Genomic DNA, 14,725 nt, shown 5'->3' with positions numbered 1-14,725 from the left:
CCGTGGGAACGCCCCGGACACGTGCCGCGCCCGGCCGGGCCGACCGCTGTGGGCGGTGGGCCGGCCGGGCGCGGAGGGTGCGGTCCCGGGGGTCACCCGATTCAGGCCGTGCGCTGCCCCTGGCGGCGCCGGAGGGCGAAGAAGGTGCCGGTGGCGCCGGCGGCGACCGCGGCCGCGCCGATGCTCACGGGCAGGACGGGGAAACCGGACCGGTCGTCGACGGCCGCGGTGTTCTGCATCGCGGAGCCCGCGGTGATGCTGGTCTGGACCGGCTTGACCGGGCGGATCGGGCCGACGGACTTGACCGAGCCGTCGGCGTTGAGCAGCACCTGCTTGTCGTTCGGGTGCCGGAAGTCGAACATCGTGGTCAGCGCGCCGGCGCGGGCGTCGAAGGAGGCGTCACCGACTCGACCGGTGTGCCAGTTGTCCTCGATGAACTTGATGATCGAGGTCTGCTCGGTGGCCGTGTGGTCGATGTGGTTGGTCCTGCTGTACGGGGAGATGACCAGCAGCGGCTGACGGGTGCCCGGGCCACAGCGGTCCTGGTAGCCACCCGCGGCCGCCGGGCCGGACTGGCAGGCCGGGCTGTCGGTGGACTTGCCGTCGGAACCGGCGGCGGTGTCCTTGGAGCCGTTGCGCGGCTTGGCGAAGGCGTGGTCGTACCAGCCGTCCGAGTCGTCGTAGGCGACGACGACGGCGGTGTCCTTCCACTGCGGCGACTGCTGGATGCGGTTGATCTGGTCGACGAGGAAGTGCTGTTCGTCGATCGGGTCGGAGTTGCCGGCGTGGCCGTCCTGGTAGGCGGCGGCCTTGAGGAAGCTGACGGCCGGCAGCTTGCCCGCGCGCAGTGCGGCGTCGAAGTCGGTCAGGTCGTAGTTGTGATTCGCCTGGCCGGCGTGGCCGATCTCGTCGACGCTCTTGGGCGGCAGGTGGTGCGGGTTGGCCGTGGACTTGTAGTACTGGAAGGGGGCGTGGTGCGGGCTGTAGTCGGCGACGGCCGCTCCCCCGACGTTGGCGTGGGTGGTGCCGTGGCACTGGGCGTAGTGGCCCTGCTGACCGTCCCACGGGGTGCTGGGCCGGAAGCCGCCCTGGAACCAACCCCAGCTGACGTTACGGGTGTTGAGCAGGTCGCCGATGTTGCGGCCCTGCATCGCGGCGAGCGCGCTCTTGCCGGTGTGGTCCTTGCCGGAACAGTCGTCGTACGCCGGGTCCGGGTCGTTGATCATCGTGCCGACGCCCCGGGCGTCCGGCGACTGGACGGCGTAACCGTCCGGCTTGGCGGTCTGCTTGGGGTCCTCGGTGCCCGAGGTCGGGTCCGTGGAGATCACACCGTGGGTCTGGCCGGAGACCAGGTTGATCGCACCCGGGCTGGAGGGCCCGTAGACCGAGCCGAAGGAGCGGTCGTTGAGGGCGTAGTGCTGGGCGTAGTTCCACAGGCCGGTGACGGTGTTGCCGTCGTAGTAGTCCATCACCAGGCCGGGCTCGCCGAAGAGGCCGCCGGAGCACTTGCCGGAGTCGGTGTTCTGGACGAACTGGTCGGCCTTGCCGCCGTGGTACGCGTACTGCTCGGGGCCGTACTCGTGGTTCTGGTCGCAGGTCATGGCCTGCTGCGGGGTGAGCCGCTTGGGGAGGTACTGGTTCGGGTTGTGCTTGAGCAGCCCGGCGGTGCGCAGGTTGTCGATGTCCCGGGGGGTCTTCGGGGACGGGGTGAACTTCGTCCCGTCGGTGTTCGCGGCCTTGGGGTAGGTGGCGAAGTAGTGGTCGAACGAGATGTTCTCGTCGAAGAGGACGACTACGTGCTTGATGGGGGTGGCGGTTCCGGAGGTGCCGGGGTGCGGGCCGCCGGCCGCCAGTGCCGGGGCTCCCCCGCCCAACGCGGCGAGCGCCGCGGCGCCGGCGACGGCACCCACCATCCGTATCGCTTGGGTCTTTCCCCTGATGGCCATGTGGTTCTCATCCTCCGGGCGGTTCGCGGTTGCTCCGTACGGCCGGATGCTCTGCCGGGCGGACGGCGTCGGGGCAGAGCCATGATGGCGGGTGAGTGAACACCGGGTCAGGTATCCAAGGGCAAAGCTTGACCGTCTGTTGACCGTTGGGGCTCACGGATGGCTCGTACCTCCGTTCTACGCGAACGGTGGGCGGGCTGCCTGGCGGCGGGCCGGACCAGGATCCGTCCGGTGGACCAGCGCCGCAGACCCGGCCGCGCTCCACCGGACCGGCCCTACGGCGCCAAGAGGGCCCGGCCGTACCAGTCGGACCGGTCCCGTACGCCCGGTAGCGCGAAGAAGTAGCCGCCGCCGAAGGGCTTGACGTAGTCGGTCAACGGCTCGCCCGCCAGCCGGCGCTGGACGGTCTCGAACTGGCGGGCCAGGTCCTGTTGGTAGCAGCAGAAGAGCAGGCCCATGTCGAGGTTGCCGTTGGCGTCCATGCCGCGGTCGTAGTTGTAGGCACGGCGCAGCAGCCGCTGGTCGGCGGTGTCCGCGGTGCGCGGGTTGGCCTTGCGGATGTGGCTGTCCAGGGGGATGACGTCGCCCTTGGGGTCGCCGGGGTAGTCGGGGGTGTCGTGCTCGGCGTTGCCGTCGAGCGGGGCGCCGGTCTCCCGGGCGCGGCCGAACATCCGCTCCTGCTCGGTCAGCGAGACCCGGTCCCAGAACTCCACCAGCATCCGTATCAGGCGGACGACCTGGTAGCTGCCGCCGACCGCCCAGTCCGGCTCGCCCGTGCCCGGTCCGACCCACACCAGGCCCTTCATCTCACGGGCCGATCCCGGGTCGGGGTTGGCGGTGCCGTCCTTGAAGCCGAAGAGGTTGCGGGGCGTACCGGTGGGGCGGGGTGGGCTGGCGAAGCCGTCGAGCCGCCAGCGGACCTGGAGGGCGCCGCGGGTGTGGCGGGCGATGTCGCGCAGTGCGTGCAACACGGTGTCGGTGTCGTCGGCGCACAGTTGGAGGCTCAGGTCGCCGTGGCACCAGTCCGGTTGCAGGTCGTCGTCGGGGAAGGCGGGCATGGCCGTGAGGCGGCGGGGCGCGCGGGCCCGCAACCCGAACCGGTCGTCGAAGAGCGCCGCGCCGACGCCGACGGTGACCGCCAGTGCACCGGCCGGGAGTTGGGGGCCGAGGATGCCGGAGTCGGCGGGCGGGCCGGTGATGCCGAGCGGGTCCGGGACGCCGCCGCCGGTGAGGAAGCGGGCCCGTTCGGTGAGGGTGCGCAGCAGGTCGGCCAGGTCCCGACGGCCCTCGGCGGTGACGTCGAAGGCGACGAACGCGGTGACCCGGCGGGGCGGGGTGAGGACGGCGGCCTGGTGCGGTCCGTGGAAGGGCACGGCGGGTGCGGTGCCGCCGAGCGGTCCGGTGCCGGGCAGCGGGAGCTGCGGGCCGGGGCCGTCGGCGGAGGGGGTCCGGGCGGGCGCGGCGCCGCCGGCCGCGAGTCCGGCGCCGGCCAGTGCCGCGCCGCGCAGGAACCCGCGCCGGGCGACGCGGGTCCGCCGGGCGCCCGTCGTACCGTCGTCGCTACTGCCGCCGTGCTGGGCGTCGTTCACACCGTCCTCCGCGGATCGCACAGGGTGGCCACCGAGGCCAGCCGCTCCACCAGGTCGCCCACCGCCGCGTTGGTCCGCTGCCGTTCGGGGCGGCTCAGGCCGTCCAGTGGGGTCCAGCGCCCGTCCCGGTGGAAGCCGTCGAGCAATCGGCCGGTGCGGTCCAACGCGCTCTCCAGGGAAGGGAGTTCCGGATAGCGGGTGGTGAGCAGGGGCCGTAGCCGGGCGAGCACCGCGCGGGTGCCGTCGAGGTTGGCGCGGGCGGTGGCGAGGTTGCTGCCGCTGCCGTAGTCGGTGCGGCCGGTCAGCTCGAACTGTGCGGTGTTCTCCAGGATTTCGTGGGCCCGCAGGCCGAGCGCCGCCGGGTCCATCCGGGCCTGCGCCCAGTCGTCGCGCAGGGCCCGGACCGCCTCGGCGAGCGCGGTGGCCGGGGCGCGTAGCCCGGCGGCCGGCTCGCCGTGCCACAGGCCGTACTCGACGCGGTGGAATCCGGTGAACCCGGGATCGTGGACGCCGCCCGCGAGCCCGGCCGTGGTCCCGTTGATCTTCTTGTCCGCGTCGCCGAACTCGCCGTAGGCGGCGCCCAGTCGCTCGTAGGTCAGATGGGCGGGCAGCCAGGCGGTGCGGGCGGCGGACAGGTCGCCGTCGGTGACGGCGGCGCGCAGGGCGTCGGTCTGGCGGACGAGGCCGTCGAGGCCGCCGGCGACCCACTTCTGGTAGTCGATGGCCGGCTCGATCAGGTCGTGCTGGGTGACCGGCGCGGCGGCCGGGCCGCCGGGGCCGGCGCCGGCGATGCGGACGGTGGGCCCGGTGACCGCGTCGGCGTCGTCGGGCAGGCAGGTGAAGGCGTACGCACCGGGGCCGAGGCGGACCCGCAGTTGCCGGGTGGTGCCGGGGCCGATGCCCTCGACCTCGCCGTAGACCGGACCGCCGCCGGCGCCGCGCAGGTAGACCTCGGCCGCGCGGCTGGAGCTGTTGCGGAGGTCGAAGACCTGGGTGCCGGGGCGGGGGTGCTGCCAGCCGTGGCCGCACTCGCCCGTGGAGATCTCGACGGTGGTGTGCGGGAGGCCGTCCGCGGTGGCGCCGACGTCCGGTCCGGCGCCCGCGGTCAGCGTGACCGCGGTGATCACGCCGGCCACGACCACGGCGCCGCCGGGACCCCAGACGCGCGGCGACCGCAGTCGGCGCAGGCCGGCTCGTGGCACGGGTCCTCCTGGGGGCGTACGGGGAACGGCGTCGGAAGGGCGGGAGGGACCCGCGGTCGCTCCGCCGCACATGCTAGGCAGATGCGGCGCCGCCGAACATCCTTCCGGTGCCCTGGACACCAAGAGTTTCCCCTGGCTTCACCCCCGCGTCGGGCGCCGGGCGCGGGTTCCGGCCGGTTCCGGAAAATCCACGGGGTACGGGGGTGAACCTTCCCCTCACCACGACCGTCTACAGTCCTGTAGACATTTACCGATCAGGGAACGTGCGCAACCGTGCGCCGGAAGGGCGGAACATGACGATCGGACAGCCGGGCAGCGCGACGGCGACCCCCGAGGCCCCAGGAAGATACCTCGGCGCCGCTCCCGGCCGGAGCAAGGTCCCCGAGGTGACGGCGCTGTTCTGGGTGGTGAAGATCCTCACCACCGGCATGGGCGAGACCGCCTCGGACTACCTGGGCCGGACGCTCGGGCCGATCCCCGCCGGCGCCCTGGGCTTCACCTGCTTCGCCGTCGCGCTGGTGGCACAGTTCCGCTCGACCCGCTACCGGGCCGGGATCTACTGGTCGGCGATCGTCATGGTGAGCGTCTTCGGGACGATGGCCGCCGACGTCGTCCACGTCATCGCCGGCGTCCCGTACGTGGTCTCCACCCTCGCCTTCTCGGTGGCGCTGGCCGTCATCCTGATCGCCTGGTACGCCTCCGAGGGCACCCTGTCCATCCACAGCGTCCGCACCCGGCGCCGGGAGACCTTCTACTGGGCGACCGTGCTCACCACCTTCGCCCTGGGAACCGCCGTCGGCGACCTCACCGCGGGCACCCTGCACCTGGGGTACCTGACCTCGGGCCTCGTCTTCGGCGCGCTCATCCTGGTGCCCGCGCTCTCCGGACGGTTCCTCGGCCTCAACGCGGTCGCCGCGTTCTGGGGCGCCTACATCCTGACCCGCCCGCTCGGCGCCTCCTTTGCCGACTGGATGGGCGTTTCGGCCACCCGCGGCGGCCTCGACTGGGGCACCGGTCCGGTCACCCTCGCCCTCACCGTGCCCATCGCCCTGCTCATCGGCTATCTCGCGGTGACCGGCAAGGACACCCCGAGGGACGCGGCCGACGCCGCCCCCGTGGAGGACGTACCGGTCATCGCCGGCTGAGCTGCGCCGGCCAGGGGTCCGCGGCGGGCACCCGCCCGTCGCGGACGCCGCCTACCGGACCGCGACCAGTACGCAGCTGTCGCCGAACTGCCATACCGGGACGATATGCGCGAAACCGGCCTCACGTAGCAGTGCGGTGTGGTCGGACACCGACAGCCCGTTGTCCGCGCAGCCGTCACCGCCGCCGTCGGCGGGCACGCGCAGTCGGCGGCGGCGCTCGGCGAGCGGCTCGGCCAGCTCCGGCTCCGCCGCCACCGCCGCCCACCAGGACTCCCAGTCCTCGTGGGTGCCGTCCTGTAGTCGCTCGGCGCGCCGGCGCCCGACGTGAGCGGCGAGCGCCCCGGCGACGGCCCCGGACTGCGGGAGGTGGTCGCCGTTGACCAGGGCGCCGCCGGGCCGGAGCAGGGCGGCGAGTTGGGCGTAGGTGCGACGCAGGACGGGCTCGGGGAGGTAGTGCAGCGCGGTGGTGGAGACCGCGGTGTCCAGCGGGCGGCCGAGCGCCAGCGTCTCGGCCCAACCGTCCGCACCGATCACGGCGTCGACGTAGCGGGCGGCCGAGGAGTGGTGGGTGCGGGCCAGTTCCAACAGCAGCGGGTCCATGTCCACCCCGACAACCTCGGCGCGCGGCAGTCGCTCCGCGAGCCGGGCGGCGAGCGAGCCCGGGCCGCAGCCGAGATCGACGACCAGCGGACTGCGCTGACCCACCGTCACATACTCGACGACATCGGCGATCACCGTGAACCGCTCCTCGCGGTCGATGGCGTAACGCCGTTGTTGGCGCTCCCAACGCTCCACCCACCACTCCGCGACGGCCATGCTCAGCCCCATCTGGTCGCACCACTCCATCCGTTTCCACCCGCGCCGCACCGTCGACCACGAGGCTACAGGTGGAAACGGTTTCCATTAGCCATAGGGCCTCTCTTTCACTCCGGAGAGGCACCGCACGACAACGAACGGGCACCCGGCGGTACGGAACGGGCACGTAACGGCAGTCAAGTCAGGGAAGCGAGCACGGCGAGCAACCGGTCGATCTCCTCGGGGGTGTTGTAGACGTGCAGACTGACCCGCACGGAACTGCTCCGCTCCCCCGCACCCGCCTGGCAGTGACCGTCCGTGCGCACCATGAAGCCGTGACTGAAGAGGATGAAACCGAGGTCGCCGGCGCCGATGCCGCGGTGCCGGAAGGTGACGATCCCGCAGCGCTGCTGGACCGGCGAGTCGACGGCCAGACTGCGCTGGCAGCCCAGGACTTCGTAGGCGTCGAGGTGACGCAGGCCGTCGGACAGCCGGGCGGCGAGCGCGACCGTCCAGCGTGCGATCCGGTCGGTGCCCGCGGCGTCCAGCCAGTCCAGCGCCGCCGCCAGGCTCGCGATCCCCGTGGTGTTGGGACTGCCCCGCCAGCCACCGGGTTGCAGCTCAGGGCCACGGGCCTGCCGGGCCCAGAGCGCCCCGGAGCCGGGCAGCGCCAATGCCTTGTGGCCGGAGAACACCACGAAGTCCACGTCGAGTTCGGCCACCGAGACCGGCAGGTGGCCGACGCTCTGCGCGGCGTCCAGGCAGATCGGCACCTCCGGCCCGACCGCCCGGCGGATGAGGGGGACGTTCATGTTGCCGCCGTAGACGTGGTGAACGTGGGTGGCGGCCACGAAGCGGGTGCGGGGGCCGACGAGTCGGGCCAGGGCCGCGGGGTCGTAGTCGCCGGAGGAGGGCTGGTGCGGCATCTCCCGGACCCGGATCCGCACGCCCTGCCGGTCCAGCAGGCGCTGCGCCTCCAGCCACGGCGCCAGATTGGCCTCGTGGTCGGCGAACGGAACGATGATCTCGTCCCCGTCCGCGAGGAGTTCGGGCAACCAGTCGCGGGCGATCAGGCGCAGCCCCTCGGTGGTCCCACCGGTGAAGTGGACCGCCGAACGCTCCGGCTCCGGATCGCCGAGGAAGGTCTTGACGCGGTCGCGGACGTCGGCCACCAGCGCGGTGGAGGCGTTGGCCCACGGGTAGGAGCCGCGGCCGGCGTTGGCGTGCGCGGCGGTCAACTGGCCCAGCACGGCGTCCAGTACGGCCTGCGGCTTCTGCCCGGTGGCCGCACTGTCCAGATAGGTCAGCTCCGGGTGGGCGGTGATGATCGGGAACTGGGCGCGCAGGGCGCGCTGCCACGGCCCCAGCTCCGTGAAGAGCGCGGCACCCTGGCCGTGCGCGGCGATCGGGGCCATCGCGGTCAGTCCCGGACCAGCGGCGCGCCGGCGTCCCGCCAGGCGATGACGCCCCCGGTGAGACTGCGGACGTCGGGATGCCCCATCCGGGTCAGCAGTGCCGCGTAGCGGGCGGACTGCTCGCCGACGGGACAGACCAGCAGCACCGGTTGCCGGGTACTGAACGGCAGCCCGCCCCGCACCAGTTCGTCGAAGAGCTCGTCCACGATGTTGATCGCCCCCTCGATGTGCAGCGCGGCGTACGCGAACGGACTGCGCAGATCGACGACGAGCGGGCGGTCCCGTTCGATCCACTTCCGTGCGTCCGGGGTCTCGATGGCCGGGGCCGCGGCGATCTCGGCGTCCGTCAGGTCCGCCGGGTCGTTCCGGCGGGGCGGCAGGCGGAACAGGTCGGGGCGGCGCCGCTTGGTGTAGCTGAGGTAGCTCTCGATCCGGTCGCAGACGATGAACACCGCCGCCCTGCGAGCCTGCGGCCCCGCCTGCTGATCCATCGTCAACTCGGCGTCCACGGCGCGGAGATGGCGGACCGTGCCGTAGTACGCGGCGCCGCCGGTGGGGCCGGCCAGGATGCCGCAGCGCCGGGCGAGCGTCAGCATGCCCTCGATGGCCTCGTCGGAGCTGACCGCCTCCACCGTGTCGTAGGTCGCCGGGTCGAAGAGGCCGACCTCGTGGACCTCGTCCAAGGTGCGGATGCCGGGGATGAAGTCGGACTTGGCGGCGACCAGGCCGACGACCTGCACCCGGGGGTCGTGCTCGCGCAGCACCCGGGCCACCCCGGTGGACGAACCCGCGGTGCCGACGCAGGCGACGAACCAGTCGGGGGCTCGCCCGTCCAGGTCCTTGACGATCTCCGGGCCGGTGCCGGTGGCGTGCGCCTCGGTGTTGCGGGGGTTGAAGTACTGGTCGGTGTGGAGGTAGCTGCTGCCGGGTTCGGACAGCTCCCGGTGGAAGAGGGTGAGCGGGTCCTCGGTGTTGCTCGGGTCCAGGCATTCGCTCTGCCCGGGCAACTCCTCGATGTCGGCGCCCAGCAACAGGAGCAGGTCCTTGATCTCGGGTATGCGCATCCGGTTGGTCACGCTCTTGAACGAGAGGCCGTGCATCCCCGCGATCACCGCCAGCGCCTTGGCGGTGTTGCCGCTGGAGAGCTCCACGACCTGGCTGCCGTGCTCGGCGGCGGCCGCCAGGCCCGGCCGGGCCATGTTCCAGGCGGCCCGGTCCTTCACCGACCCGAAGGGGTTGAGCAGTTCCAGCTTGGCGTACAGGTCGATGTGGTGCAGACCGTGCACGGCCGGATCGATCCGTACCAGCGGCGTGTTCCCGATGGCCTCGGTGATGCTCTCGTACCTCATGGCTCTCCCCCTGGACGTGTGATCGGCCAGTACTGCTCGTCGAGGCACCAGCGCCAGGAACCGTCCTCCTGCCAGGCGGCGACCTTGCGCGCGACGGGCTGGTGCTGCGCGCCGCTGGTCTGGAAGTCCATGCAGTAGCCGGCGGTGTTGGCGAAGACCAGCAGCTCACCGGGGCGGGGCAGCCGGGGCAGGAAGACCATCCGGCGGGTGATCAGGTCGGCCTCCAGGCAGAGACTGCCGGCCAGGTAGACCCCGGCCGCCGGGCCGTCGCCCGCGACCGCACGGACCCCGTCCCGCCCGAGCAGGACGGGGTCCATCAGCACCCCGTGCTCCTCCAGCCCGGCGTCGTCGGCCTTCATCGCCAGGCGCACCAGCGGCTCCCCACTGTCCGTGCGGCGCACCTCCACCACCCGGGCGAGCACCAGCCCGCACTGGTCCACCAGGGCCCGCCCCGGCTCGGTGTACAGGTCGTAGAGGTTCTCCAGCAGGAGGGTGGCCAGCGTGCGGCCGCCGAACGAGGAGGCGGGCAGTGCCAGGAGTTCGTCGAGGTAGCGGGCGCCGGCGACCGGGCGGTGGGCCGGGTAGAGGCCGAGCGCCCCGCGCAGGGTGCCGGCGTCGTTGCGGAGCCCGTAGCCGTGGCCGCGCCAGGTGAGCGGGGGGCGGCGGCCGAGCACGGCGGCGGTCAGTTCGGAGGTGTAGCGCTCCCACTGCGCGGCGTGCGCGAGGTAGTTGACGCCGAAGCCGCCGCCGATGTCCACCGCCCGCGGCCGCAGGCCCCGGCTCCGGCAGACGTCCATGGCCCGGACGCAGCCCTCCAGGGCGCGCGCCTTCTCCTCCGGGCTGGTGGTGTCGAGGTGGTAGCCGACGCCGGTCAGCTCCAGGACGTCGGCGTACCGCTCGACGGTCTTGAGCAGGGTGTCCAGCTCCCCGGCCGGGGTGCCGAAGCGGCTGGGCCGGGTCAGTACCCGCACGCCGGGCCCGTCGAAGGCGGACAGCCGCACCAGCACCCGTATGCGGGCCAGTTGGTGCGCGCGCGCCAGTGCCGCCAGTTCGTCCAGTTCCGCGGCCGAATCGGCGTTGACGGTGACGCCGACCCGGGCGGCGAGCCACAGGAACTCGCGGTTCTTCGGCCCGGTCGCCATGATCCGGTCCGGGGCGAAGCCGGCACCGAGGGCGTGTTGCAGCTCGCCCAGCGAGGCGACGTCCACCGCCGCGTCGGTCGCCGCCAGCCGTCGCAGCAGCGCACTGGAACGGTTCGCCTTGTGCGCGTAGAAGACCTGGCCGCCGAGCCGGTGGGTGCCGTACGCGGAGCGGAACCGCGCGGCGTTCTCGGCGATCTGGTCGGGCAGCACCACGTTCAGCGGCGAGCCCAGGGCGTCGACGAGCGAGGGGAGGAGGTCCCCCGCGCCCAGCAGCGACGCCAGTCGCGTTTCCAGGCGCGGTTCCAGAGACAGCGGCTCCGGAGACGAAGGCACAGCAGCCGCCAAGAGACCCCCTTCGAAGTGGGCGCGAACTCGACCCGCACGGTTCGCCGTTAACCACTTCCCGCTCCCGACGGCCTTTACGCCCGCCCGCCGCGGCCCGCCCGGACTTGACCCGATGCGGGCCCGCCGGCGGCTGCGGGCGCCCGGGCCCGGTCCGACGGGTCGTTCACAGGCGCACCAACGCCTCCGGGCCGAGGGAGTCCAGGGTCGGGTAGCCGTCCACGGCCATCAGCAGGTCGGCCTCGGCGAGCAGCGAGCGCAGGACGTGCACCACGCCGTCGGCGCCGCCCAGCGCCAATCCGTAGGCGTACGGGCGGCCGACCGCGACGGCGGTGGCGCCCAGGGCCAGTGCCTTGATCACGTCGGTGCCGGTGCGCACGCCGGAGTCGAAGAGCACCGGCAGGCCGCCGGCGGCGGCCACCACGCCGGGCAGCGCGTCGAGGGCGGGGAGACCGCCGTTGGCCTGGCGGCCACCGTGGTTGGAGCAGTAGATGCCGTCCACGCCGCCGTCCCGGGCCCGGCGGACGTCCTCCGGGTGGCACAGGCCCTTGAGGATCAACGGCAGTTCGGTCAGGGACCGCAACCAGGGCAGGTCGTCCCAGGTCAGCGGGTTGCCGAAGACGCTGGCGTAGTGGGCGACGGCGGCGGCCGGGTCCTCCTCCGGCGGCTTGCGGAGCCGGGAGCGGAAGACCGGGTCGGAGGTGTAGTTGGCGAGGCAGTGGCCGCGCAGCTGGGGGAAGTTGGCGGTGGTCAGGTCGCGCGGGCGCCAGCCGACGGTCCAGGTGTCCAGGGTCACCACGATGCCCTGGAATCCGGCCGCCTCGGCGCGGCGCACGAAGCTCTCCGCGAGGTCCCGGTCGGCGGGGGTGTAGAGCTGGAAGAGGCCGGGGGTGTCGCCGTATTGGGCGGCGACCGCCTCCATCGGGTCGGCGGAGAGGGTCGAGGCGATCATCGGGACGCCGGTGCGGGCCGCGGCCCGCGCGGTGGCCAGATCACCGTGCCCGTCCTGTGCGCAGATGCCGAGCACCCCGATGGGCGCCATCAGCAGCGGGGACGGCAGCGTCCGGCCGAACAGCTCGACGGACAGGTCCCGGTGCGCGGCGCCCACCATCATCCGCGGCATCAGCCCCCAGCGCGCGAAGGCGGCGACGTTGGCCCGCTGGGTGTGCTCGTCCCCGGCGCCGCCGGCCACGTACGACCAGACGGACGGGGGGAGCGCGGCCTCGGCGCGGGCCTCCAGGTCGGCGGCGGCCACCGGCAGTCCGGGGAGTTCACCGCGCAGGCCGCCCGCGTAGATCTCGTGTTGGTAGTCGCCGAAGTGCTGGGGCATGGACGGCATCGACTGCGTCTCCGTTCGGTCGCCGGTTCCGCGCTGGCACGCGATTCCCTGGACCCCGCGAAGTTACCCACGGGTTCCCAGGGATTCCTATCGTGTTCCGGGGGTGGGCGACACGGGCGGACGCGCCAAGATCCGGTCAACCGCGCCGGGAGGGGGCCTCCAGGCGGCACAGGTGCAGTTCGCCGTGCGGGTCGGCCGGGTAGGAGTGGTCGAGCTGCCAGCCCTGCTCGGCGGCCACCCGCAGCACGCCGTGGGCGCCGACCCCGCGGAAGTGCCAGCTGCGGACGCCGACCCGGCGCAGGATGCGGGCGTGCTCGTCCTCCTTGTAGTGCCGGCCCGGGGCCTTGGCCAGCTCTTCCTCGAACTTGGCGGTCAGGTGCTTCCGTAGGTGGGCCAAGTAGGCGTCCGGATCGCGGCGCAGTTCCAGAGTGCGCACCCTCGACAGAAGGCGATCTCCGGCGGCCCGACATTGGCGCTGGAGTTGGCATCGAGCCAGATCGCCAGCACGGTGAGGCCGATCGCGAGCAGCGCCCAGATCGGGAGGTAGACGCACTGCAGCACGTATTGCGTCACCAGCCCGGTCCGCGAACGACGCGGCCCCGGGCCGGGGTCGGGCTTCGGCTTCGGCCGGTCGCCGGACTTCTGTGGCGAGAGGGACGCGGGCGGCGCGGGGAAGCCGGGAGCGGTGGGGTGTTGGTGTTGGGGCGGGGCGGCCGGCGCGGGGTGGCCGGCCGGCCAGGACTGACCGGGGCTCATTCGGCCACCCGCGTGCGGAACTTGGCCAGGAGGGCCGCCCTGAGCGCCACCAGGAGCTCCGTACGAGCCGTAGCCGCCATGGCCTCCGGGGGCGTGCTCATGGGTCTCCTCGTCGGGTGGCGCATTCAGGGGGACGGCGGTGCGGCGCCGGGGTGGGGCGCGGCAGCGTGCCGGTGCGAAGCCGTCGGACACCCGCCGGCGGGCCGTTCGGCGACACATCATGCCGCACCGTCCGGGGCGGCCGACCCACCGGTCACGCGCCCGGCGACAGGCGGCGGGCGGGGTCGGGGAGTTGCGCACGGCCGCTCCGCCTATGGGGTGTTTGCGGCCTCCGTCAGGGTCGTTTTGGAGTCGGGACGATTTCTCCATACGATCCGGCGATGATCACCAGAACGATCAGCAAACGGATCACCAGAAAAAGGCTGGCGGCCGGGGTGTGCGGGCTGCTCGCCGCGATGGCGATGGCGCTGTCGCCCACGCCGGCCAGTGCCGGCGACCCCACCCCGGGAGCCACCCCGGCGGCCGCCCCCAAAGTGGAGCTGACCCTCGACGTCAGCGGCTCGATGCGGGCCCGGGACATCGACGGGCAGAGCCGGATGGCCGCGGCGAAGCAGGCGTTCAACGAGGTGCTGGACGCCGTACCGAAGGACGTCCAGCTCGGCATACGGACGCTCGGCGCCACCTACCCCGGCAACGACCGGCAGGTCGGCTGCACGGACACCAAGCTGCTCTACCCCGTCGGACCGCTCGACCGGACCGAGGCGAAGACCGCGGTGGCCACGCTCGTGCCCACCGGCTGGACGCCGATCGGCCCGGCCCTCCAGGCCGCGGCCAAGGACCTCAAGGGCGGCGACGGGCAGCGCCGGATCGTCCTGATCACCGACGGCGAGGACACCTGCCAGCCGCTGGACCCCTGCCAGGTGGCCCGGGACATCGCCGCCCAGGGCATCCACCTCACCGTCGACACCCTCGGGCTGCTGCCGGACGCCAAGACCCGCAGCCAGCTGAGCTGCATCGCCGAGGCCACCGGCGGCACCTACACCGCGGTGCAGCACACCGACCAACTCCGGGACCGGGTACACCAGTTGGTGGACCGCACGGCCCGTCGGGTGGCCACCCCGGTGGCGACCCAGGGCGCCGCGCAGTGCGCCACCGCCCCCGAGCTCAAGCCGGGCCTGTACAGCGACCGTGAGAAGTTCGCCGAGCACCGCTGGTACCGGGTCGACGTCAAGCCGGGCCAGGAGCTGCGCGCATCGGTGAGCATCGGCGCGGACCGCGCGGTGAACAACGACTACGGGGTGCTGCTGCGGGCCTCGACCCTGCACGGCCGGGAGATCGTCCGCGGCGCGGAGGCCGGTGACGGCCGGACCGACGTCATCTCCACCGGGCTGCGCTACGCCAAGCCCGAGGCCGACTCCTCCGACAGCGCCACCAAGGACGCCGCCGAGACGGTCTGCCTCCAGGTCAGCAACTCCTTCTCGGCGGCCCCCTCGGTCAAGACCGAACCGGGCCTGCCGGTGGAGCTGGCTGTGGACCTCGTCGACGGGCCGCACGACGCCTCCGACGTGGCCTCCTTCGGCCTCGGCCGGGGCTGGTGGCTGCTCGGCGCGCTGGTGCTCGCCGGTCTGGTGGGCGGCCTGGTGTGGGGCTGGATCTCCCGTTGGCGCGTCACCGTCTGGAGGACCAACTGATGCGTAGCGTACGG

Annotated in this window: 12 protein-coding genes; 2 read left to right on the top strand and 10 right to left on the bottom strand. The window is 73.0% G+C overall.

Annotated elements, in window-relative coordinates:
• Positions 1-101: 101 nt before the first annotated feature.
• The 3 genes from ACO0M4_RS14005 to ACO0M4_RS13995 all read right to left on the bottom strand — a co-directional run bounded on the left by ACO0M4_RS14005 (position 102) and on the right by ACO0M4_RS13995 (position 4,737).
• Entirely contained in the window at positions 102-1,946 is a 1,845-nt protein-coding gene (locus ACO0M4_RS14005; RefSeq protein ID WP_430370365.1) for a phospholipase C, read from the bottom strand.
• A 275-nt stretch (positions 1,947-2,221) separates the two neighbouring features.
• Complete coding sequence (gene efeB, locus ACO0M4_RS14000) at positions 2,222-3,535, bottom strand: iron uptake transporter deferrochelatase/peroxidase subunit (protein ID WP_430370364.1); 1,314 nt, start codon at positions 3,533-3,535, stop codon at positions 2,222-2,224.
• Positions 3,532-4,737: an EfeM/EfeO family lipoprotein gene (locus ACO0M4_RS13995; RefSeq protein ID WP_430370362.1), complete on the bottom strand. Its 1,206-nt coding sequence runs from the start codon at positions 4,735-4,737 to the stop codon at positions 3,532-3,534. The genes efeB and ACO0M4_RS13995 overlap by 4 nt, the downstream gene beginning before the upstream one ends.
• A 293-nt stretch (positions 4,738-5,030) precedes the next feature.
• On the opposite strand from ACO0M4_RS13995, the gene ACO0M4_RS13990 reads away from it, so the two are divergent.
• On the top strand, positions 5,031-5,882 hold the full coding sequence (locus tag ACO0M4_RS13990; RefSeq protein ID WP_430370360.1) for a COG4705 family protein: 852 nt from the start codon (positions 5,031-5,033) through the stop codon (positions 5,880-5,882).
• Positions 5,883-5,933: 51 nt separating this feature from the next.
• On the opposite strand, the gene ACO0M4_RS13985 is transcribed toward ACO0M4_RS13990, so the two are convergent.
• The 7 genes from ACO0M4_RS13985 to ACO0M4_RS13955 all read right to left on the bottom strand — a co-directional run bounded on the left by ACO0M4_RS13985 (position 5,934) and on the right by ACO0M4_RS13955 (position 13,020).
• The gene (locus tag ACO0M4_RS13985) at positions 5,934-6,710 is read right to left on the bottom strand and encodes a class I SAM-dependent methyltransferase (protein ID WP_430370358.1); all 777 of its coding nucleotides are present in this window, start codon (positions 6,708-6,710) and stop codon (positions 5,934-5,936) included.
• Between the two features lie 164 nt (positions 6,711-6,874).
• Positions 6,875-8,092, bottom strand: coding sequence for an aminotransferase class V-fold PLP-dependent enzyme (locus ACO0M4_RS13980; protein WP_430370356.1), 1,218 nt, complete (start codon positions 8,090-8,092; stop codon positions 6,875-6,877).
• 5 nt (positions 8,093-8,097) lie between these two features.
• The gene (locus ACO0M4_RS13975) at positions 8,098-9,441 is read right to left on the bottom strand and encodes a pyridoxal-phosphate dependent enzyme (protein WP_430370354.1); all 1,344 of its coding nucleotides are present in this window, start codon (positions 9,439-9,441) and stop codon (positions 8,098-8,100) included.
• Entirely contained in the window at positions 9,438-10,916 is a 1,479-nt protein-coding gene (locus tag ACO0M4_RS13970; RefSeq protein ID WP_430370352.1) for a Y4yA family PLP-dependent enzyme, read from the bottom strand. The genes ACO0M4_RS13975 and ACO0M4_RS13970 overlap by 4 nt, the downstream gene beginning before the upstream one ends.
• A gap of 175 nt (positions 10,917-11,091) precedes the next feature.
• Entirely contained in the window at positions 11,092-12,255 is a 1,164-nt protein-coding gene (locus tag ACO0M4_RS13965) for an alpha-hydroxy-acid oxidizing protein (protein WP_430371374.1), read from the bottom strand.
• Positions 12,256-12,400: 145 nt separating this feature from the next.
• A complete protein-coding gene (locus tag ACO0M4_RS13960) occupies positions 12,401-12,661 on the bottom strand; it encodes a hypothetical protein (protein WP_430370350.1) in 261 nt (86 codons plus the stop codon).
• Complete coding sequence (locus ACO0M4_RS13955; RefSeq protein ID WP_430370348.1) at positions 12,637-13,020, bottom strand: hypothetical protein; 384 nt, start codon at positions 13,018-13,020, stop codon at positions 12,637-12,639. Before ACO0M4_RS13955 ends, ACO0M4_RS13960 begins: the two co-directional genes overlap by 25 nt.
• Positions 13,021-13,400: 380 nt before the next feature.
• On the opposite strand from ACO0M4_RS13955, the gene ACO0M4_RS13950 reads away from it, so the two are divergent.
• Entirely contained in the window at positions 13,401-14,711 is a 1,311-nt protein-coding gene (locus tag ACO0M4_RS13950) for a VWA domain-containing protein (RefSeq protein ID WP_430370347.1), read from the top strand.
• The last annotated feature ends 14 nt before the right edge of the window (positions 14,712-14,725 follow it).

Source organism: Streptomyces sp. RGM 3693, assembly GCF_050471125.1.
In the GTDB taxonomy this organism is placed as follows: domain Bacteria; phylum Actinomycetota; class Actinomycetes; order Streptomycetales; family Streptomycetaceae; genus Streptomyces.
Note: the sequence above shows the minus strand (reverse complement) of the source record. Positions and strands in the feature narration are given on the sequence as shown.